This window comes from Mesorhizobium sp. CC13 (assembly GCF_039907765.1).
Taxonomy (GTDB): domain Bacteria; phylum Pseudomonadota; class Alphaproteobacteria; order Rhizobiales; family Rhizobiaceae; genus Aminobacter.
The window spans coordinates 118,842-139,023 of record NZ_JARDJI010000003.1 but is presented as its reverse complement, the minus strand read 5'-3'; the positions used below and the strand labels follow the sequence as shown (position 1 = coordinate 139,023).

Below are 20,182 nucleotides of genomic sequence, written 5' to 3'. Positions count from 1 at the left end.
ACCCCATGCCCGATCAGTCAACCCTCACCCCCGTTCGTCCTCCTCTCGTCACCGTCGACAAGCTGACGGTCGATATGCCGCTGGGCCGCAGCGGCGCGAGCGTCCGCATCGTCGACGGTGTCGATTTCATCGTCGGCGTCGGCGAGCGCGTGGCGTTGGTCGGCGAGTCCGGCTCGGGCAAATCGCTGACGGCACGCGCGCTGATGCGGCTCGACCGCCTGGCCAAGCTGTCCGGCCGCGTCGACTTCGACGGCACCGACCTGCTCAAGCTCTCCGACCGCGACATGGGCAAGCTGCGCGGCAGCTCCATCGCCATGGTCTTCCAGGATCCGATGAGCTTCCTCGACCCGCTGATGACCATCGGCGATCAGGTCGCCGAGACACTGCGCATCCGCGGCATCGGCAAGGTCGAGGCGCGCAAGCGGGCGCTGTCGGTGCTCGACGAGCTCGGCGTCGATCGTGCCGCCGAACGGCTCGATTCCTACCCGCACGAATTCTCCGGCGGCATGCGCCAGCGTGTCGTGCTGGCCATGGCGCTGGTGGGCGAGCCGCGCCTTTTGATCGCCGACGAGCCGACGACGGCGCTCGACGTGCGCGTCCAGGACCAGGTGCTCGACCTGCTCGACGATGTCTCGACGCGGCGCGGCCTTGCGGTGCTGTTCATCACCCACGACCTCGGCGTGGTTGCCGGCTTCGCCGAGCGTGTGATGGTCATGTATTCCGGCCGTATCGTCGAGGACGGCGAGGTCGGCAGCGTCTTCGCCAGGCCGAGCCATCCCTACACGCAGGGCCTGATCAAGGCGGTGCCGCGCATCGACCAGGATCTTGCGACGCTCTACGCCATCCCCGGCGCGCCGCCGCCGCCTTTGGCCCGGCCAAGCGGCTGCCCGTTCCACCCGCGCTGCGACCAGCGCTTCGACCGCTGCGACCGGGAGCTGCCGGCGCTGCTGCCGATCGGCCGGACGCGAGTCGCCTGCCATTTGCATGACGGGAAGGGTGACTGACCATGCTCATGTCCGTCGACAACATCAGCAAGTCCTATCACGCCTTCCCCAATCCGCCGGCCAAGGTGCTGCACGATGTCTCGATCGACATCGCCGCAGGCGAGGCCATCGGCCTTGTCGGCGAATCCGGGTCGGGCAAGTCGACGATCGCCAAATGCATGCTGGCGCTGATCAAACCGGAAGTGGGCGCGATCAGCTACGACGGCATCGACGTGGTCCACGCCAAGGGCGAGGACCTCAGGCGCTTCCGCCGCGAGGTGCAGATGGTGTTCCAGGACCCCTATGGCAGCCTCAACCCGCGCATGACGGTGCAGGAGCTGATCGGCGAGGGCCTGCTGATCCACAAGCTCGAGGCCACGGCGGCGGCACGGCGAGCCCGCGTCGCCGAGATGATGGAGATGGTCGGCCTCAACCCCAACGACATGGACCGCTACACGCGCTCCTTCTCCGGCGGCCAGCGCCAGCGCATCGCCATTGCCCGTGCGCTCGTCATCCGCCCGCGCATCCTCGTCTGTGACGAACCGGTGGCAGCCCTCGACGTGTCGGTGCAGGCGCAGGTCATCAACCTGCTGCAGGACATGCAGAAGAAGCTCAACCTCGCCATCGTCTTCGTGGCGCACGACCTTGCCGTCGTCCGCCATCTCTGCGAGCGGATCGTCGTGCTGCACAAGGGCAGGGTGGTCGAGCAGGGCACGCGTGAGGAGATATTCGGCAACCCGCGGCAGGAATACACGCAGTCGCTGCTGGCCGCCGTACCCGTGCCCGACCCCGTCGTCGGCCGCGCCCGTCGTGCGGCGCGCCATCTCGAACCTGCCAACTGACATAAAGAATAGGGAGACTGCCGATGCGTATCGGTGTCGACGGCCGCAAGATTCCCGAAGCCGCCAAGCGCGGCCCGGTGGCCAGCTTCGATCATGGCAAGGAATTGGGCATGGAGGGCCTGTTCTTCCGCACCGTGCTCGACATGAGCCCGACGCTCGACGCCGGTTACCTCCGCGAGATCAGGCAGCGCGCCGACGGGCTCGGCATGTATCTCGAAACCGGCCTCGGCAAGGTCAATCCCTATGCCACCCCGGAAGGGCCCGAACTCCGTCTGATCGGCGACGGCGACATCGTGCTCGGCTTCCGCCGCATGATGGAGGCCTGCGCCGCCATCGACTGCCGCGAGCTGTGGGTGGCGACCGCCAACTACAAGCCGGCTTATACCGGCCGCTTCGCCTATGACCGCTTCCGCACCGACGTAACCTGGCCCGAACAGCTCGAGGCCACCGCGCGCTTCCTCAAGAAGCTCGCGCCGATCGCCCGCGACCTCGGCATCCACATGAACCTCGAGACCCACGAGGAGATCACCTCCTTCGAGCTGGTGCGGCTGGTCGAGGAGGTTGGGCCGGATACGACCGGCATCGTCTTCGACACGGCGAACGTCTTGCAGCGCGCCGAGCATCCGGTCTGGGCGGCGAAACGCGTCGCGCCCTATGTCCGCCAGACCCACATCAAGGACGCGCTGATCGCCTATGACGGCGAGGTGCTCGATTTCCAGATGCGTCCCTGCGGCGGCGGCGTGGTCGACTTCCGCGCCATCATGCCCATCCTGGCCGCGGCCAACCCCGATCTCAACCTGTCGATCGAGAACTACGAGTCGTTCTCGGACCGGCCGCGCAACCCGCCGAAGATGATCATCGAGATTGCCGACCCGAAATGGCTCGACGGCCATCCCGACCTCGGCGTCGAGGAATATGCCGACTTCATGAAGATGGTGCAGGACTACGCCGCCCGCATCGCCAGCGGCGAGGTCATGGACCGCGAAAGCTTCGCCGCCTGGGCGGTGAAGAACTACCACTATGACGAGACGGTCGCCTACATCAAGGACAGCGCCGCCCATGTCCGTGGCATCTGCGAAGAACTCGGCCTGCCGCTGAAAAAGGCGGCTTGAGGCATTCCAATTGTCCGAACGAGAAACCCGCGGAAGACAGCTTCCGCGGGTTTTCTGTTGCCCAATCGTTGACTTGTCATCCCCCTCTCCGACCCTTCGGGCCACCTCTCCCCCAAGGGGGCGAGGAACCCAAGCTGGACGACGCCGTCGCCTTTTGGGGAGCGATTTATTTCAGGACTTGGGTTCCTCGCCCACGCGAAGCGAGGGGAGAGGTGCCGAGCGAAGCGAGGCGGAGAGGGGCCTTCGTGAAACTCGACGCCGCATAAGAAAAAGCCGCGCACTGGGCGCGGCCTTTTTCGTCTTCAGCAGGTGTGAGACCCTACCACTCCAGCACGATCTTGCCGGCCTCGCCATTGGCGGCGTTGTGGAAGGCGGCCTGGTAGTCGTCGGCCTTCATGCGGCTGGTGATGACCTTGCGGATGTCGAGGCCGCTTTCCAGCATGGCCAGCATCTTGTGCCAGGTCTCGAACATCTCGCGGCCATAGATGCCCTTCAGCGTGATCATCTTGAACACGATCTTGGCGAGGTCGATGGGGAAGGGCTTGGCCGGCACGCCGAGCAACGCGATGCGGCCGCCCATCAGCGTGTGCTCGATCAGCTGGTCGAAGGCGGCGGGCGAGCCGCTCATCTCGAAGCCGACGTCGAAGCCTTCGCGCATGCGCAGGCGGGCCATGGCGTCGCGCAAATCTTCCTCGGCGACGTTGACCGGGGTCACGTCCGCCACCTGGGTGGCGAGTTCGAGGCGCTTCGGGTTGACGTCGGTTATGACGACATGGCGCGCACCGCAATGGCGGGCGACCGCCGCACCCATGATGCCGATGGGCCCGGCACCGGTGATCAGCACGTCCTCGCCGGCGACGTCGAACGAGAGCGCCGTGTGCACGGCGTTCCCAAGCGGGTCGAGGATGGCGCCGAGTTCGTCGTCGATCGAATCGGGCAGCGGCACCACGTTGAAGGCGGGGATGCGCACATATTCGGCGAAGGCGCCGGGCAGATTGACGCCGATGCCCTGGGTTTCGGGGTCGAGGTGGAAGCGGCCGGCGCGGCTGGCGCGGCTGCGCATGCCGATGACGTGGCCCTCGCCGGAGACGCGCTGACCGACCGTGAAGCCGCGCACATGGGAGCCGAGTTCGACGATCTCGCCGGCATATTCATGACCGGTGATCATCGGCACAGGCACGGTCCTGGCCGCCCATTCGTCCCACTTGTAGATGTGGATGTCGGTGCCGCAGATGCCGGTCTTGTTGACCTTGATCAGCACGTCGTTGGGGCCGACCTCCGGCACGGGCCGGTCTTCCATCCAGATGCCGGGTTCAGCCTTGGCCTTGACCAGTGCGCGCATGGGAAAACTCCAGAAGCTCAGATGATGCCGAGCGACTTGCCGGCGTCGGCGAAGGCGTCGATGGCGAAGGTGATGTCCTGGTCGGCGAGGGCAGCCGACATCTGGGTGCGGATGCGCGCCTTGCCCTGCGGCACGACGGGATAGAAGAAGCCGGCGACATAGACGCCGCGCTCGTCGAGCGCCTTGGCCATGCGCTGTGCCAGAACCGCGTCGCCCAGCATGACCGGGATGATCGGCGTCTCGCCCGGCAGCAGCGTGAAGCCTGCCTGGGTCAGGCCCTCGCGGAAGCGGGTCGTGTGGCGGCTGAGTTTTGCACGGAGGTCATTGGCGCCGCGCGCGATCTCGATGGCCTTGAGCGAGCCGGCGGCAACCGCTGGCGCGAGCGAGTTGGAGAACAGGTAGGGGCGGGCGCGCTGGCGCAAGAGGTCGATGATCGGCTGCGACGCGGCGATAAAGCCGCCCATGGCGCCGCCAAGCGTCTTGCCCAGCGTGCCGGTGACGATGTCGACGCGGTTGCCGACGCCGGTCAGCGCCGGCGTGCCGCGGCCCTCTTCGCCGATATGGCCGGTGGCATGGCAGTCGTCGACGGCGACGAGGGCGCCGTAGCGCTCGGCCAGATCGCAGATCTCCTTGAGCTTGGCGATGTGGCCGTCCATCGAGAACACGCCGTCGGTGACGACCATCTTGAAGCGGGCGCCGTCGGCATCGGCCTGCTTGAGCTGGGCCTCGAGGTCGTTCATGTCGCCCTGGGCGTAGCGGAAGCGCTTGGCCTTGGAGAGACGTACGCCGTCGATGATCGAGGCGTGGTTGAGGCTGTCGGAGATGATCGCGTCCTCGGCGCCGAGCAGCGGCTCGAACAGCGCGCCATTGGCATCGAAGCAGGCGGCGAACAGGATGGCGTCGTCCTTGCCGAGATAATCGGCGATGGCGCGTTCCAGTTCGCGGTGCAGCGTCTGGGTGCCGCAAATGAAGCGCACCGAGGCCATGCCGAAGCCGAACTCGTCGAGGGCGGCCGCGGCCGCCTTGCGGATCTCTGCATTGTCGGCGAGGCCGAGATAGTTGTTGGCGCAGAGATTGACCATCTGGCGTTCGCCCGCCGTACCCTTCACCTTGATGCGGCCGGCCTGCATGCCGGCGATTTCTCGCTCGCGCTTGTAGAGGCCGTCGGCCTCGATGCCCCGGAGAAGGTTCGAGATGTGGGAAAGGAAATCCTGGCTCATCGGCGTCAAAATCCATTAAGATGGAAATTCCGATATATTGGATTATCTGGAAAGTCTAGTGGAATTGCTGCGGTGCAGGCGAGGCGGCAAACTGCTCGCGACGCGCCTGCCGCAATGCTATCAGTCGGCCCGCATGAGGGGATCGAGATGGAACTGAACGACGCGCCGAAGATCGGCCCGGTGATCCAGAAGGAACGCAAGGAACGCCACCTGACGCTCGACCGGCTGGCGGCGATCTCGGGCGTGTCGCGATCGATGCTGTCGCAGATCGAGCGCGGGGAGGCCAACCCGACCTTCGCCGTGCTCTGGGCGCTGACCCAGGCGCTCGGCATCGACTTTTCCCAGCTCATCGCCGGCGGCGTCGCCCAGCAGAGGAAGGCGGACGCCATCGAACTGGTGACGGTGGCGCTGACGCCCGAGATCAAGAGCCCCGACGGGGCCTGGCGCCTGCGCATCCTGAGTTCGCCGGCGCTCGCCGGCCGCATCGAATGGTACGAGGTGGAGATCGCGCCCGGCTCGAAGCTGCAGAGCGCCCCGCATGCGCCGGGCACCTTCGAACACCTCACCGCTCATAGCGACGGACTGACCGTCGAGACCGAATACGGCACCCAAGCGCTCGCCACCGGCGAAACCGCCCGATACCGCGCCGACGTCGCTCACGAGATCGCCAATAGGGCCGACGATACTGCGCGGGCATTGATGGTCGTGCTTTACGATCAGGGCGGCTGACGGCCACCGCAATTCTCCCGTTCGACGACGTGCGCCGAAAGAGTCAGTTCCGGTAAGCCGGTTCCTGCTCATCGAGGATGGCCTTGAGTTCGGCAAGATGGCGCTCGGCCTGGCCGGGATAATCTTCCTGCTCCAACGCGGCCTTCTCGGCAATCTCGTCGGATAGCACGCGCAAGGGCCGGCCGGTCCACAGCGCCTTGATGTAGGTCTCGCAGGCGCGCTCGAAATAGTAGAGCCGGTTGAAGGCGTCGGCGACGCTGTCGCCGATGACCAGCACGCCGTGGTTGCCCATGATCATCACCTTGACCTTGGGATCGGCGAGCAACCGAGAGCAGCGCTCGCCCTCCTCCTCGAAGGCGAGCCCGCCATAATGGCTGTCGACGACATGCCGGCGGAAGAAGATCGCCGTGTTCTGGTCGATCGGCGGCAGGGTGGAATCGGCGAGCGAGGCGAGCACGGTGGCGTGGATCGAGTGCACATGCATGACGCAGCGCGCATGGGCGCAATTGCGGTGCACCGCACCGTGCAGGCCCCAGGCGGTCGGGTCGGGCGCGCTTGGACCGTTCATCGTCTCGGGGTCGTTCGCGTCGATCAGCAACAGGTCGCTCGCCTTGATGCGCGAGAAATGCACCTGGTTGGGGTTCATCAGGAACCTCGAGCCGTCGTCGTCGACGGCGAGCGAGAAATGGTTGGCCACCGCCTCGTGCATGTTGAGCCGCGCCGTCCAGCGGAAGGCGCAGGCGAGGTCGACGCGCTCCTCGTAGAACGACAGGTTGGTCTGCTTGAGCTGGGTGACGGCCATCTTTTCCTCCCTCTGGTCGGAAGAGAATGCCGCGCCTCCACCGGCGCGGCAACCGCCGCTCAGGCCGATTTCCGCTGCTCCAGCCTGAGCCCGCCTGTCTCGACGATGAAGTCGATGACCGCATCGAGCCCCTTGCCGCGCGAAAGGTCGGTGAAGCCGAACGGGCGCCTGCCGCGCTGGCGGGCGGCGTCGCCCTCCATGACGTCGAGGTTGACGTTCACATAAGGCGCGAGGTCGCTCTTGTTGATGACCAGGAAGTCGGAGCGGGTGATGCCGGGGCCGCCCTTGCGCGGGATCTCCTCGCCCTGGCAGACCGAGATGACGTAGAGCGTGATGTCGGCGAGGTCGGGCGAGAAGGTCGCCGCCAGGTTGTCGCCGCCGGATTCGATGAAGACGATGTCGAGGTCGGGGAATTTCCGGTTCATCTCGGCGATGGCCTGGAGATTGATCGAGGCGTCCTCGCGGATGGCGGTGTGTGGGCAGCCGCCCGTCTCCACGCCCATGATGCGCTCTTCCGGTAAGGCCTGGAGGCGCGCGAGGATCAGCGCATCCTCCTTCGTATAGATGTCGTTGGTGACGACGGCGATGGAGAATTCGTCGCGCAGCGCCTTGCACAGCTTCTCGGTCAGCGTCGTCTTGCCCGAGCCGACGGGGCCGCCGATGCCGATGCGAAGCGGGCCGTTTTTCGAAGTCATTGCTGGAAACCCTTGATGGCTAGGAAGATGAAGCCTGCGCCGATGATCAGGCACAGCGGCGAATAGTACAGCCTGTCGAGGCGGGCGAACGGCATTTCCGGTGTCAGCCGGCGCCAGCTGGGCGTGAAGCCGGCGATGCCGCGGCCGAGGAACACCAGCGCGATGATCAGTGCCGAGGCGGCAAGCCCAGCCGTGGGGAACGGCGTGGCGAAGATGCCGCCCAGTGCCAGCGGCCACAGCGTCGCCAGCACCAGGCAGGCAGCGACGGCAAAGCAGGCGAAGGGCGTCGGCATCGTGTCGATGCCGCGGAAGCCGGCGACCGCGCGGGCGCAGGAGGCCTGGTCTGTACCGGGCCAGACGCCACCGAGGCCCCAATAGACATGCAGTGAGGTGAGCAGATAGAGCACCGCGGCGAGCGCGAAGGCGACAGAGATCATGAGCGGAACAGCCTTGAATGCTGGGTTTCGTGGCGCATGGCCGCAATGTCGGAGGCCAGCGCTGCCGTGCCGAGATCGGCGAGGCTCGACGTCGCGGCGCGAGCGGCGACTGTCAGCGCCACAGGCTCGAAGCCTGCGACGATGCCGGTGGCAGCGGTCTGGCCGACGACGCCGAGTCGGATCGCCGCCTGCACGAGATTGGTGGCGAAGGCCTGCAGCCACGCCGCCAGCGCGTCTTCGAGTACGATGCCATGCGCGCCGGCAACCGCCCCGACGGAGACACAGTAAGGGCACTCCGCCGGCAACCCCTCGATGACAGGATGCGGCCAGGCGGCTGCTGCGGCCAGGAAGGCCTGTCCCTGCAGCATCGATTCCATGTGGCGTTCGCGCGAGCCGGCTAGCGCCTCGGCGAGCTCCGCAACCTCGCGCAGGTCGCCGTCGGTGCCGGCACGGCGCCAGCTCTCGGCAAACAGCACCGTATCGTTCCAGCCCGAGCCGATTTCGGCCAGTGCCGTAAGCCATGCGGCGAGGTCGTCGCGGTTGGCGATGAGGTCGTCATGCACGGCGCGTTCGAGCCCGTGGCTGTAGGAGAAGCCGCCCACCGGAAAGGTGGGCGACAGCCAGGCCATCAGCCGCAGCAGCGCCGTGCTGCCGCGCTCAGTCATGCTGGTGATGATGGTGGCCGTGGTGGTGGTGATCACGCCCGTGATTATGGCCGTGATCGTGGCCATGGCCGGAATAGGCGCCGCGCACCGGTTCGAACGGCGCAACGATGTCGGTCACGCTGGCGCCCAGCCCTTCCAACATCGCCCTGATGACATGGTCGCGCAGGATGAGGATGCGGTCGGCCGCGATGGCAGCCGCCAGATGGCGGTTGCCGATGTGCCACGCGAGCTGCGTCAGGTGCACGGCGTCGCGGGCGCGGATGTCATAGAGTTCTTCTTCCGCGGCAACGATGCCGGCCGTGCGGCCATCCTCGAGCACGAGCAGGTCGCCGGTTTCGAGCACCAACGGCTCGGGCAGGTCGACGAGCACGCGTTCACCTCTCGACAGCTCGATGGCGCGGCGGCGGACGTGGCGCTCGTCATGGGCGAGCACGGCGACGTCGAAGGCGGCCGTTTGGTCACTGGCGGCGTCGGCACGGATGATCTGGGCTGCGCGCAGCATCGGTATCCTCGTTCTTCTCGGCGCGATGTCATGGGTGTGGGGTTCAGACGATGAGGCCGCCACACCCACGATACTGATAAACCAAAGTCGCCACCACGAAAGCCAGCGAATATCGCCTCTCGCTGGTCACTGTGACGATGAGGCAAAGTGCCACCGGGATCGCGGTACGTCACGTTCGGGGAGTGTCTTCTCGATCGCTTGCCTCACTCGGGCAGGAATGCCGGATCGAGGACCTGGGCGATCGAAAGGGGACATTCGGTAGAGAAGCTGTCCTCCGCCAGGCCGGTCTCTATGGCTGCTGCCGCGCGGGCAAGGGCATACTCACCGGCGAGCACTTTGCGCGGATAGCTGGCAAGGCTGGGGCTGTCCTCGATTACCCGCGAAATGCGCCACCGCTGTTCCGTGATTGTCGCCTTCCAACTTGCCGTACGTCCGTCCCGCTGATGCTGCCATTTGAGCAAGTGCACGAGCAGGACGTTGAGCCGGCTCTCGATCTCGCGTTTGTCGCTCCGCCCCAAGCTCTCGATCTCCTCCGCAAGGTTCTCCCGGTCCACCGCTTCGAGCTTTCCGTCACGCAGCAGCGAAGCTTGCTCTGAGCACCAGCGAGCGTAGTCGGCCTCATAGGGCGTCAATTGCGATTTGCCGAAAATCTTGTTCATGCCGGTTATCTTGCGCTGAAATGGACGGTCCGCCAACAGAATTGGAGCAGATGGAGCCTGGCAAGATCAGCAATCGCGGTCAAATCACGCTATCTTGCCTTCGAAGTTGACGATTGCGCAAAACTGCAATTGTCAAACCATGTACGGCTCTGGACAAACTTCATGAAAAACCCCGGCGCGCGGATGCGGCCGGGGTGTTCAGCGAAGACGCCGATGCTCAGGCAGCTTCGGCAACGCCGTCGTTCTTCAGTGCCGCAAGGATGTTCTGCGGCGACGACACGCCGTAGGGATCGCTGTCGCAGTTGTCGGAGAAGCCTTCTTCCTCGAACCACTTCTCGACCTGGCCGTCGTTGATGACGGCGGCATAGCGCCACGAGCGCATGCCGAAGCCGAGATTGTCCTTGGCGACGAGCATGCCCATCTTGCGGGTGAACTCACCCGAGCCATCGGGGATCAGCTTGACGTTGGCGAGGTTCTGCGACTTGCCCCAGGCGTTCATGACGAAGGCGTCGTTGACCGAGATGCAGTAGATTTCGTCGATGCCCTCGGCCTGGAACTCGCCGAACAGCTTCTCGAAATCGGGCAGCTGGTAGGTCGAGCAGGTCGGCGTGAAGGCGCCCGGCAGCGAGAACAGGACGACCCGCTTGCCGGCGAAATAGTCCGCCGAGGTCTTGTCTTCCCAGCGGAAGGGGTTCGGGCCGCCGACGGCCTCGTCGCGCACGCGCGTGCGGAAGGTGACGGAAGGAACGTTCTTCCCGATCATGTGAAACTCCATTTCCAAGATAGCCGGATGCCCCGATCTTGGGTTCGGGGCAACTTGCCGAATTTTTAGCTAGCGCCGGCACCATAGTGTCTGGCTGGGACCTGTCCAGCATTGCCGCCGTGGCATCCAGTCGCGGGCAGCCCGCGCACCGGCCTGTAGGGTCGATGCGCGGGTTCGCGAAGCCTCAGAACAGGAAGTAGCGCTGCGCCATCGGCAGCACCGTCGCCGGCTCGCAGGTGAGAAGCTCGCCGTCGGCGCGCACCTCGTAGGTCTCGGGATCGACCTCCATGTGCGGGGTGGCGTCGTTGAGGATCATCGAGTGCTTGCCGATGCCGCTGCGGGTGTTCTCCACCGCCACCATCTGCTTTTCGACGCCAATGCGCTCGCGCAGGCCGCCTTCGAGACCGGCCTTCGAGACGAAGGTGATCGAGCTGTTGGTCAGCGCCTTGCCATAGGCGCCGAACATCGGGCGGAAATGGCTCGGCTGTGGTGTCGGGATCGAGCCGTTGGGGTCGCCCATGGGCGCGGTGGCGATCCAGCCGCCCAGCATGACCATGTCGGGCTTCACGCCGAAGAAGGCCGGGTTCCACAGCACCAGGTCGGCGCGCTTGCCGACCTCGATCGAGCCGATTTCGCGGGACATGCCATGGGCGATCGCCGGGTTGATGGTGTACTTGGCGATGTAGCGGCGGGCGCGGAAGTTGTCGTTGTTGCCCTTTTCCTGAGGCAGCGCGCCGCGCTGGCGCTTCATCTTGTCGGCCGTCTGCCATGTCCGGATGATCATCTCGCCGACCCGGCCCATGGCCTGACTATCGGACGAGATCACCGAAAACGCGCCGAGGTCATGCAGGATGTCCTCGGCCGCGATCGTCTCCTTGCGGATGCGGCTTTCGGCAAAGGCGATGTCCTCGGGGATCGACGGTGACAAATGGTGGCACACCATCAGCATGTCGAGATGCTCGGCGATGGTGTTGACCGTGTAGGGGCGCGTCGGGTTGGTCGAGGCCGGGATCACGTTGGGGTACTGGCAGACCTTGATGATGTCGGGGGCATGGCCGCCGCCGGCACCTTCGGTGTGGAACGAGTGGATGGTGCGGCCCTTGAAGGCTGCGACAGTGTCCTCGACGAAGCCGCCCTCGTTCAGCGTGTCCGAATGGATCGCCACCTGGATGTCATAGGCGTCGGCGACCGACAGGCAGGTGTCGATGGCCGCCGGCGTCGAACCCCAGTCCTCGTGCAGCTTGAGCCCGCAGGCGCCGGCGAGCACCATCTCTTCCAGCGCGCCCGGCAGCGAGGCGTTGCCCTTGCCGAACACGCCGATGTTCATCGGCAGGCCGTCGAAGGCCTGGATGATGCGGGCGATGTTCCAGGGGCCGGGCGTGCATGTGGTGGCGAGCGTGCCGTGCGCCGGACCGGTGCCGCCGCCGACCATGCAGGTGACGCCGGAGTTCAGCGCCTCGTCGACCTGCTGCGGCGAGATGAAGTGGATATGCGTGTCGATGCCGCCGGCGGTCAGGATCTTGCCTTCGCCGGCGATGATCTCGGTACCCGGGCCGATGATGATGGTGACGCCGGGTTGCGTATCGGGGTTGCCGGCCTTGCCGATGGCAGCGATGCGCCCGTCCCTCAGGCCGACATCGGCCTTGTAGATGCCGGTGTGGTCGAGGATCAGCGCGTTGGTGATGACGCAGTCCATCGCACCCTGGGCGCGGCTGAGCTGGCTCTGGCCCATGCCGTCGCGGATGACCTTGCCGCCGCCGAACTTCACTTCCTCGCCATAGACGGTGAAGTCGTTTTCGACCTCGATGAACAGCTCGGTGTCGGCGAGCCGCACCTTGTCGCCCACCGTCGGGCCGAACATCCTGGCATAGGAGGCGCGGGAGATTTGTGCAGGCATCAGAGTTTCCCCATCACCTTCTTCTGGAAGCCGTAGACCTCGCGCTTGCCGCCGAGCGGCACCAGGGTCACGTCGCGTTCCTGGCCGGGCTCGAAGCGCATGGCGGTGCCGGCGGCGATGTCGAGCCGCATGCCGCGCGCCTGCTCGCGGTCGAACTTCAGGCCGTTGTTGGTCTCGTAGAAATGATAGTGGCTGCCGACCTGGATCGGCCGGTCTCCGGTATTGGCGACCTTGAGTGTGATGGTCGGCTGACCCTTGTTGAGCTCGATTGAGCCCTCGGCGGGAATGATCTCTCCGGGGATCATGGCTCTGTCCTCAGGCGCCAAGCAGCGAATGCAAGACGCCGTGCTGGGCAGGATCGAGGTGCACAGAGGTGGGCGCGACCGAGAGCGAAAGTGCCGAGAGGGCGAGCGCGAGGCGCGTAAACATTGTGAGTACCTTTCAAATCAAACAATCAGGCGACCGACCTCGGCGCGCATCCTTCGGCTTTCAGCACGCGTTTGGTCGATGCCGGGTATTTCAGAAGCATTGCCGCCGGCCGGATCGGCCGCGCGGAAAGATTGCCGCCGCAATTGGGGCAGGTACCGCCGAGAATGCCTTCCGCGCAATCGGTGCAGAAGGTGCATTCGAAGGTGCAGATCACGGCATTGGTTGCCGCGGGCGGCAGGTCGCGGTCGCAGCATTCGCAATTGGGACGCAGTTCGAGCATGGAAGCCTCAGCGGACGGGTTCGTGCACCGTCACCAGCTTGGTGCCGTCGGGAAAAGTGGCTTCGACCTGCACGTCGTGGATCATCTCGGCCACGCCTTCCATCACCTGGGCACGGGAGACGACATGTGCCCCGGCTTCCATCAATTCGGCGACCGCGCGGCCGTCGCGGGCGCCCTCGACGATGAAGTCGGAGATCAGGGCGACTGTTTCGGGATGGTTGAGCTTGACGCCGCGTTCGAGCCTGCGGCGCGCCACCATCGCGGCCATGGCGATCAACAGCTTGTCCTTTTCTCTCGGCGTCAGGTTCATTCGCGCACCAAAAAATCCTAGAGTGACCACAGTCTGGGCAAGCCTGCCTGTCCATTGAGCAGGGCCACCAGTGGCATGAGTCGCTTACGTAGCTGGTAGCCGTCTTCGGCGCAAAGCCTCGCAAGAAGCTTGCCAGTTTCACCCACAGTCCAGAAACTCGCGCCGCCGTCGTCGCCGATGATTTTCCGCGCGGCTTCCAGCATCTGTTCGCCGCGTTCGGAGACGAGCAGCAGCGTGGCGAAGGCGATGTGTCTGCCGGCCGAGGCCGGCCGCGCGAGCGTCGCCTCGATGTCGGGACCGACGGCAAGGTCTTCGGCGTGGACCAGCCTGCCGCCCTGACGGATACGCCAGCGGTCGCGGAACGTACCGTATCGGGCGCGCTCGCCCATGGCGCTGCGGCCGAAGATCGTCGCCTCCACGATCAGCGCCTCGGCTCGCGGCGCAAGGTCTACGTCGAGCCGGCGCGAAAGGGCGGCGCGGTCGAAGACGATTGTTTCCTGCGGCAGCCAGCCGAGGAAGCTGCCTTCGCCGACAATCAGGCGAACATCGACCTCGGCCTGACCGGCCAGCGCGCGATAGACCTTTTCGCAGGCCTGGGTAGTCAGTGAAGCCCTGGCCTTCGCCCCGATCTCCGCCTCCCATGCGATCCTGTCGCCGCCGGTCAATCCGCCGGCCATGTTGATCAGCACCGCCTCGAGCGGGTCCGCGCCGGTGTCTGGAAGCCGGATCTTGGCCGCACCCTCCTGGAAGAGCCGGGAGAGACGGCTGCGGCCGTCGCGCCACTGAACCTCGAGCCTGCCGGTCGCGGCGACGCGTTGCGAGGACATGGCCGCGGCGTCGGCCGCGGCGGATGGGGAAAGGCCAATGCTCATGATGCCCTGAGGTTAGCCGAGACGGCGGTTTTGTCGATATATAGCTTGTTGCCTCCCCGCGTTTCGGTTTCTATAGAGAAACGACGTCTTTGGCTCATATCGGGGGCTGGATTGCCCGAGGGTCTCATTCAGGCCCGCTGCGGGAAGGGGCGATTGCCTGACAATGAAAAGTTCTGGGGAAGGGTGCTTATGGCCGATCAACTGGCAACGGACATCATCGACAAGATCAAGGCCCACGCCGAACCCGGTGGCGAAGAGATCACCCTGGATACCGAACTGACGTCGCTCGGCATCCATTCCCTCGAACTCACCGAGATCATCTTCGACCTCGAAGAGGAATACGGCATCGAGATCGAGATGAACACGGTCGAGGCCTGGAGCAGCCTCAGGAACGTCGGCGACATGGTCGAAGCCGTTCGCGGCCTGATTGCCCAAAAAGCCTGACATGAACCGCCAGCGTATCGTCATCACCGGCATCGGCGGGCTGTGCGCGCTCGGCAACGGCGCGCCCGCCATCTGGGACGCCATGCGCAATGGCCGCTCGGCCATCGGCCAGCTGGTCCATTCGCCGCTGCATGACCTGAAGACCCGCAGCGGCGCCGAGATCACCGAGCTGCCCGATCACGGCATCGACCGCAAGCAGCTTGTTTCGATGGATCGCTTCAGCCTGCTGGCGGTGATCGCGGCGCGCGAGGCGATGGCGCATGCCGGGCTCGTTTCCGACGAGACCAATACCTACCGCATGGGAACCATCGTCGGCGTCGGCGTCTGCGGCTGGGAGGCGATCGAGGAGAACTACCGCGCCATCCTGCTCGACGGCAGGAACCGCGCCGGCATCTTCACCGTGCCCAAGGTCATGCCGGGCGCTGCCGCCGGCCAGGTCAGCATGAGCCTCGGCCTGCGCGGCCCGGTCTTCGGCGTCACCTCGGCCTGCTCTTCGTCAAACCACGCTTTTGCCTCGGCCGTCGACCAACTGCGTGCCGGCCGCGCCGACGTCATGGTCGCCGGCGGCACCGATGCGCCCCTGGTCTGGGGCATCGTCAAGGCCTGGGAAGCGCTGCGCGTGCTTTCGCCCGACACCTGCCGGCCGTTCTCGGCCGACCGCCAGGGCCTGGTGCTTGGCGAGGGCTCCGGCATGGCCGTGCTCGAGACCTACGAACATGCCATTGCCCGCGGCGCGACCATCCTGGCGGAGTTGGCGGGCGCCGGCATGTCGGGCGATGCCTCCGACATCGTTGCCCCCACAGTCGACGGTCCTGCCGCCGCCATGCGCGCCTGCCTGCTCGATGCGGGCCTGGCGCCCGAGGAGGTCGACTACATCAACGCTCACGGCACCGGCACCAAGGCGAACGACCAGATCGAGACTGCGGCCATCAAGCGGGTCTTCGGCGCCCATGCCGGCAAGCTGTCGGTGTCGTCGACCAAGTCGATGCATGCCCACTGCCTCGGCGCGTCGGGTGCGCTGGAGATGATCGCCTGCGTGATGGCCGTACGCGAAGGCCTGGTGCCTCCGACGGCCAATTATCGCGAGGCGGATGCCGATTGCGATCTCGACGTCACGCCGAACGTCGCCAGGCGGCGCGAGGTGCGCGTGGCGCTGAGCAACGGTTTTGCCTTCGGCGGCACCAATGCCGTCGTGGCGGTCAAGGCGGCCTGAACGGACTGAACGCCTTGCGGGTTGGCTGGCTGGGTTTGTGCGCATTTGCATATTGATGCGGCGCGCGACCATGCCTAACTCTTGCGTGCCCCCACCTTCCTGGCCGGCGCGTCGCGCGGGCCTCACGCCCAAGGAACCGTTCATGAGCGAGCTTACCCCTTTTCCTGTTGCCCTGCGGTGGCCGGCCAAGCATCCCGACCGCATCCAGCTCTATTCCTTTCCCACGCCGAACGGCGTGAAGGTGTCGATCGCGCTGGAAGAACTCGATCTCCCTTATGAGGCGCACGCCATCAACATCGGCAAGAACGAGAGCTGGACGCCCGAATTCCTGTCCCTGAACCCGAACGGCAAGATCCCCGCGATCATCGACCCCAATGGCCCGGGCGGCAAGCCGCTGGCCCTGTTCGAGTCGGGCGCCATCCTGCTCTACCTCGCCGAGAAGACCGGCCGTCTGATCCCTGCCGACCGCGCCCGTCACTACGAGACCATCCAGTGGGTGTTCTTCCAGATGGCGTCGGTCGGGCCGATATTCGGCCAGCTCGGCTTCTTCCACAAGTTCGCCGGCCGCGAGATCGCCGACAAGCGTCCCCTGGATCGATATCGCGATGAGTCGCGCCGGCTGCTCGGCGTGCTCGACAAGCGGCTCGAAGGCCGCAAGTGGATCATGGACGACGACTTCACCATTGCCGACATCTCCATGCTTGGCTGGGTGCGCAATCTGATCGGCTTCTACGAGGCGGGCCATCTCGTCGGCTTCGACGATTTCAAGAATATCGCGGCATGGCTCGAACGAGGCCTTGCCCGCCCCGCCGTGCAGAAGGGATTGAACATTCCGGCACGGCCCTGACGGCCGCGCCTTCCACCAGGCAGAATTCGAAAAGCCGGGGCCGCATTGCGGTTCCGGCTTTTTTCCAGCTCAGATTTCGAGATCCGCCCGTCGCCGCGCGTGCAGAACGCGGTCGATGTTCGGCATGTCGTTGGTGTCGATCCAGTTGCGGGCGTCGGCGTCCGAGCGGCCGTGTTCGCGCCAGCGCTCCACCAGCCGCCGCTCGAGCTCCTCGCGCGGCGCGTCGACGAATATGGTGAAGTCGAACAGCGGTGCGAGCCGCCGCCACGGGTCCTCGTCGAGCAAAAGGTAGTTGCCCTCGACGAGGATGAACTTGATGTCGGACCCGACCACGGCAGCTGCCGCGCGCGACAATTCGATGCTGCGGTCGAAAACCGGAATGGCGATGTCGGGCTCGGCGCTGCGCAGGCGCTTGAGCAGCACCTCGAAGCCGGCAAAGTCGAAGGTTTCCGGTGCCCCCTTCCGCGCCCTGAGCCCGCGCTGTTCGAGCACGATGTCGTCAAAGTGGAAGCCGTCCATCGGCACCACGGCAGCCGCGCCTTCCGGCAGCACGTCATGCAGTGCCGTTGCGAGCGTGGACTTGCCTGAGCCCGGCGGTCCGGCGATGCCGACGATGAACCGGTCGGCATGGTGGGCGCGCTTGAACAGGGTTGCGGCGATATGGGCGATCTCTGACATGGGCCTCCTCAGGAAAGTTTGGCATCCTGCCCCGGCTGACGTCAAAATTGAGGCCGCGGTGCCCTCAATTCAAGGGCGATTGTCCGATACGGAGGAACTTGTCGTCGAAAGCCACAAGCTCTTGCGCGCCGTCGGCGAATTCCACCCTCAGTGTGCCGTCTGCCGCGGAGACCGAAACCGGTGCGTCGCCGCCGTGCGAGGGAATGGCGCCGACGACGTGCCGGAAGGCGAATCTGCCACCCAGCTCGAAGGCGGTTGCTACGCCCTCGCGCCGCAGCCAGTTGTCTCCGAGCGAAGCGGCGTGCCCGACGGCGGTGCGGCCATCCTCCATGCCGATCACGCCGTGGCGGCCGTTCCACGGCGAGTAGTAGCGTCCGCCGTTACTGATCCACAGCATCGTCACCGGCAACTCCATCGGGTTCTTCATCACCAGAACGACGTCGGCTTCGGCACGCCTGGCTGCCGCCGTCCAGCCGATGCCGCCATGCGCCGCCTCGACGAGCGTGATGAAGTCTTCGTGGCGCAGGTCGGCCCGGAATTCGGCGAGATCGACCGTGCCTCCCGCGGCCGTCGGGAATCGGCCGAGATCCTCGCTGCGGGCGGGATAGGCCAGCATGCTCTTGCCGCGCCCGGGGTCGGGCTCCGGCGCAGTCTCCGGCGTTGCGGCAAGCCGCTTCGGTGAGAATGCCAGCCAGCCGCCGTCGCGCATCTCTGTCATCGGGTGACATGCTGCCGATATCGATCCGGAACCGCCGGTGAAGACATGTTCCTCGTAGAGGAAGGGATGGTGGTCGCGCAGCGTCAGCACCTTGTCCACGGTCGCGCCCATCACCTTGCGCAGCAGCCTGAACCTGACCTGCCTGCCACCCTCGACGGCGTCGTCGGAAACCGGCTCCCAGGCGCTGTTCGCCGTCCAGCCGTGCAAGGGCGCCTCTTCGATGTCGCTGCGCGAGAAGGGAGCGCAGAGAAAATCGCCCGACAGCCGCGCCACGCCGGCCGACAGGTCCGGTGGCAGCCGGTCTCGCGGGCCGTCCGCCCACGAAGCCCGGTGCAGGGGGCGGAGCAGCCGTCCGTCGCGTTCGATCGCAAGGTCGGCGATGTGGCCGACCGCGAGGTCAAGCTTCGCCGCAATTCCCTCTGCTCGAAATGCATATTCGTTCATCGCAGGACCTTCCGTTGCCACATGTTTTGGAGACAAGCCGATTTGGGGGCCGTGGCGCAAGGCCCGTGCAAGCGGCCGGGTGTAACCAATGTTCAACACTGTGGCGCCAACATGTACCGGACCGAGTGAGCCAAATGGACGGCGCGTCGCGCGTTCTATAGTTTCCCGGCTTCCGCCGTCCGAAGACGTCTGCTTCGGCCGGTCGGGATCGTCAACGACAGGGTTTGCTTTGTTAGCCCAGGCGCTTTCTCCTTCACCCTTGATCGGCCGTCCCCGGCCGCTGTGGTCCGGCCTATTGCGCCGGGTGGCAGCGCTGTTCGTCCTGGCTGCGTTCACTGCCGGCTGCGCCACGACGGAGACGCTCAGCGTCGCGCCGCCGCCGGCCGCGCCGGACAAATACGCGGCCATCGTCGTCGATGCCGGCAATGGAAAGACCTTGTTCCAGGCCTATGCCACCGCGCCGCGCTACCCGGCCTCGCTGACCAAGATGATGACGCTGTATCTGGTCTTCGAGGCGATGCAGCAGGGGCGGCTGTCGGGCTCGACGCTGATTCCCGTGTCCGACAATGCCGCTTCCCAGCCTCCGTCGCGGCTGGGCCTCAAGCGCGGCGGGCAGATCGACGTCGATTCGGCGGTCCAGGCGCTGGCCACCAAGTCGGCCAACGATGTCGCCGTTGCGGTCGCCGAATATCTTGGCGGCTCGGAGGATGGCTTTTCCAGGCAGATGACCGCGCGGGCGCGGCAGCTCGGCATGACCGGGACGGTGTTTCGCAATGCCTCCGGCCTTCCCGATCCGGAGCAGCGCACGACGGCACGCGACATGGCCGTGCTCGGCATGGCGCTGCGCCAGCGCTTCCCGCAGTACTATCACTATTTCTCGGCAACCGAATTCAGCTACCGCGGCAAGCGCATCCGCGGCCACAACGACACGCTTGGCAGGATCGACGGCGTCGACGGCATCAAGACCGGCTACATTCGCGCCTCCGGCTTCAACATCGTCACCTCGGTGAATGCCGGCGGACGCAAGCTGGTCATCGTGGTCATGGGTGGCGAAACCGCGCGCAAGCGCAACGCCCATGTCGAGGAACTCATCGCCCGATACCTGCCGCAGGCTTCCGGCGGCAGCCTCGCGGCTTCGCTGTACCAGGCGCCCCCGGCCGCGCCTGCCGTTGCGCAGGTGCCTGCCCAGGGCCTGGGGATGCCTATGCCCGTGGCCGCGGCGCCGGCGCTGCCGGACGGTTCACCCGTACCGGAAGCCGAGGTCCGCTAAGAAGTCCGAACGGCAAGCGTCAGGCCGAC

At 65.8% G+C, this 20,182-nt stretch carries 24 protein-coding genes; 8 read left to right on the top strand and 16 right to left on the bottom strand.

The window, feature by feature from the left end; genetic code table 11:
* Positions 1 to 5: 5 nt before the first annotated feature.
* The 3 genes from PV773_RS06515 to PV773_RS06505 are packed head-to-tail and all read left to right on the top strand — an operon-like array spanning position 6 to position 2,937.
* Positions 6 to 1,004, top strand: coding sequence for an ABC transporter ATP-binding protein (locus tag PV773_RS06515; protein ID WP_347965556.1), 999 nt, complete (start codon positions 6 to 8; stop codon positions 1,002 to 1,004).
* Positions 1,005 to 1,006: 2 nt separating this feature from the next.
* Positions 1,007 to 1,825, top strand: a complete 819-nt coding sequence (locus PV773_RS06510; protein WP_347965555.1) for an ATP-binding cassette domain-containing protein — start codon at positions 1,007 to 1,009, stop codon at positions 1,823 to 1,825.
* A 23-nt stretch (positions 1,826 to 1,848) separates the two neighbouring features.
* Positions 1,849 to 2,937 carry a sugar phosphate isomerase/epimerase family protein gene (locus PV773_RS06505; RefSeq protein WP_347965554.1) on the top strand — a complete coding sequence of 363 codons (1,089 nt, stop codon included), beginning with the start codon at positions 1,849 to 1,851 and terminating at the stop codon, positions 2,935 to 2,937.
* Between the two features lie 319 nt (positions 2,938 to 3,256).
* Here PV773_RS06505 and tdh read toward each other — a convergent pair whose 3' ends face one another.
* A complete protein-coding gene (tdh, locus tag PV773_RS06500) occupies positions 3,257 to 4,279 on the bottom strand; it encodes an L-threonine 3-dehydrogenase (RefSeq protein ID WP_347965553.1) in 1,023 nt (340 codons plus the stop codon).
* A gap of 17 nt (positions 4,280 to 4,296) precedes the next feature.
* A complete protein-coding gene (locus PV773_RS06495; RefSeq protein WP_347965552.1) occupies positions 4,297 to 5,499 on the bottom strand; it encodes a glycine C-acetyltransferase in 1,203 nt (400 codons plus the stop codon).
* A 147-nt stretch (positions 5,500 to 5,646) separates the two neighbouring features.
* Between PV773_RS06495 and PV773_RS06490 the strand changes: the two genes are divergently transcribed.
* On the top strand, positions 5,647 to 6,228 hold the full coding sequence (locus PV773_RS06490; protein ID WP_347965551.1) for an XRE family transcriptional regulator: 582 nt from the start codon (positions 5,647 to 5,649) through the stop codon (positions 6,226 to 6,228).
* A gap of 43 nt (positions 6,229 to 6,271) precedes the next feature.
* Here PV773_RS06490 and PV773_RS06485 read toward each other — a convergent pair whose 3' ends face one another.
* The 12 genes from PV773_RS06485 to PV773_RS06430 all read right to left on the bottom strand — a co-directional run bounded on the left by PV773_RS06485 (position 6,272) and on the right by PV773_RS06430 (position 14,539).
* On the bottom strand, positions 6,272 to 7,030 hold the full coding sequence (locus PV773_RS06485; RefSeq protein ID WP_347965550.1) for a class II aldolase and adducin N-terminal domain-containing protein: 759 nt from the start codon (positions 7,028 to 7,030) through the stop codon (positions 6,272 to 6,274).
* A 59-nt stretch (positions 7,031 to 7,089) separates the two neighbouring features.
* Positions 7,090 to 7,725, bottom strand: a complete 636-nt coding sequence (gene ureG, locus PV773_RS06480) for an urease accessory protein UreG (protein WP_347965549.1) — start codon at positions 7,723 to 7,725, stop codon at positions 7,090 to 7,092.
* The gene (locus tag PV773_RS06475) at positions 7,722 to 8,162 is read right to left on the bottom strand and encodes a DUF3995 domain-containing protein (protein ID WP_347965548.1); all 441 of its coding nucleotides are present in this window, start codon (positions 8,160 to 8,162) and stop codon (positions 7,722 to 7,724) included. The genes ureG and PV773_RS06475 overlap by 4 nt, the downstream gene beginning before the upstream one ends.
* A complete protein-coding gene (locus PV773_RS06470) occupies positions 8,159 to 8,827 on the bottom strand; it encodes an urease accessory protein UreF (RefSeq protein WP_347965813.1) in 669 nt (222 codons plus the stop codon). The genes PV773_RS06475 and PV773_RS06470 overlap by 4 nt, the downstream gene beginning before the upstream one ends.
* Entirely contained in the window at positions 8,820 to 9,329 is a 510-nt protein-coding gene (ureE, locus tag PV773_RS06465) for an urease accessory protein UreE (protein ID WP_347965547.1), read from the bottom strand. The genes PV773_RS06470 and ureE overlap by 8 nt, the downstream gene beginning before the upstream one ends.
* A 203-nt stretch (positions 9,330 to 9,532) precedes the next feature.
* The gene (locus PV773_RS06460) at positions 9,533 to 9,988 is read right to left on the bottom strand and encodes a DUF29 domain-containing protein (RefSeq protein WP_347965546.1); all 456 of its coding nucleotides are present in this window, start codon (positions 9,986 to 9,988) and stop codon (positions 9,533 to 9,535) included.
* Positions 9,989 to 10,205: 217 nt separating this feature from the next.
* Positions 10,206 to 10,751 carry a peroxiredoxin gene (locus PV773_RS06455; RefSeq protein WP_347965545.1) on the bottom strand — a complete coding sequence of 182 codons (546 nt, stop codon included), beginning with the start codon at positions 10,749 to 10,751 and terminating at the stop codon, positions 10,206 to 10,208.
* Between the two features lie 184 nt (positions 10,752 to 10,935).
* Positions 10,936 to 12,648 carry an urease subunit alpha gene (gene ureC, locus PV773_RS06450; protein ID WP_347965544.1) on the bottom strand — a complete coding sequence of 571 codons (1,713 nt, stop codon included), beginning with the start codon at positions 12,646 to 12,648 and terminating at the stop codon, positions 10,936 to 10,938.
* Positions 12,648 to 12,953 (bottom strand): urease subunit beta, encoded by a 306-nt coding sequence (locus tag PV773_RS06445; RefSeq protein ID WP_347965543.1) that lies wholly within the window; start codon positions 12,951 to 12,953, stop codon positions 12,648 to 12,650. Before PV773_RS06445 ends, ureC begins: the two co-directional genes overlap by 1 nt.
* Before the next feature lie 149 nt (positions 12,954 to 13,102).
* Positions 13,103 to 13,357: a DUF1272 domain-containing protein gene (locus tag PV773_RS06440; protein WP_347965542.1), complete on the bottom strand. Its 255-nt coding sequence runs from the start codon at positions 13,355 to 13,357 to the stop codon at positions 13,103 to 13,105.
* Between the two features lie 7 nt (positions 13,358 to 13,364).
* Complete coding sequence (locus PV773_RS06435) at positions 13,365 to 13,667, bottom strand: urease subunit gamma (RefSeq protein ID WP_347965541.1); 303 nt, start codon at positions 13,665 to 13,667, stop codon at positions 13,365 to 13,367.
* Between the two features lie 17 nt (positions 13,668 to 13,684).
* Entirely contained in the window at positions 13,685 to 14,539 is an 855-nt protein-coding gene (locus PV773_RS06430) for an urease accessory protein UreD (protein ID WP_347965540.1), read from the bottom strand.
* 189 nt (positions 14,540 to 14,728) lie between these two features.
* Here PV773_RS06430 and PV773_RS06425 point away from each other — a divergent pair, with 189 nt between their 5' ends.
* The 3 genes from PV773_RS06425 (at position 14,729) to PV773_RS06415 (ending at position 17,043) form a co-directional block, all read left to right on the top strand.
* Entirely contained in the window at positions 14,729 to 14,983 is a 255-nt protein-coding gene (locus PV773_RS06425) for an acyl carrier protein (RefSeq protein ID WP_347965539.1), read from the top strand.
* Position 14,984: 1 nt separating this feature from the next.
* Complete coding sequence (locus tag PV773_RS06420; RefSeq protein WP_347965538.1) at positions 14,985 to 16,196, top strand: beta-ketoacyl-[acyl-carrier-protein] synthase family protein; 1,212 nt, start codon at positions 14,985 to 14,987, stop codon at positions 16,194 to 16,196.
* Between the two features lie 142 nt (positions 16,197 to 16,338).
* Positions 16,339 to 17,043, top strand: a complete 705-nt coding sequence (locus tag PV773_RS06415; RefSeq protein WP_347965537.1) for a glutathione S-transferase N-terminal domain-containing protein — start codon at positions 16,339 to 16,341, stop codon at positions 17,041 to 17,043.
* Between the two features lie 69 nt (positions 17,044 to 17,112).
* Here PV773_RS06415 and PV773_RS06410 read toward each other — a convergent pair whose 3' ends face one another.
* Both PV773_RS06410 and PV773_RS06405 read right to left on the bottom strand, forming a co-directional pair.
* A complete protein-coding gene (locus PV773_RS06410; RefSeq protein ID WP_347965536.1) occupies positions 17,113 to 17,721 on the bottom strand; it encodes a nucleoside triphosphate hydrolase in 609 nt (202 codons plus the stop codon).
* A gap of 64 nt (positions 17,722 to 17,785) precedes the next feature.
* A complete protein-coding gene (locus PV773_RS06405) occupies positions 17,786 to 18,883 on the bottom strand; it encodes a hypothetical protein (RefSeq protein ID WP_347965535.1) in 1,098 nt (365 codons plus the stop codon).
* 322 nt (positions 18,884 to 19,205) lie between these two features.
* Between PV773_RS06405 and PV773_RS06400 the strand changes: the two genes are divergently transcribed.
* Entirely contained in the window at positions 19,206 to 20,153 is a 948-nt protein-coding gene (locus PV773_RS06400) for a D-alanyl-D-alanine carboxypeptidase family protein (RefSeq protein ID WP_347965812.1), read from the top strand.
* Positions 20,154 to 20,182 lie beyond the last annotated feature (29 nt).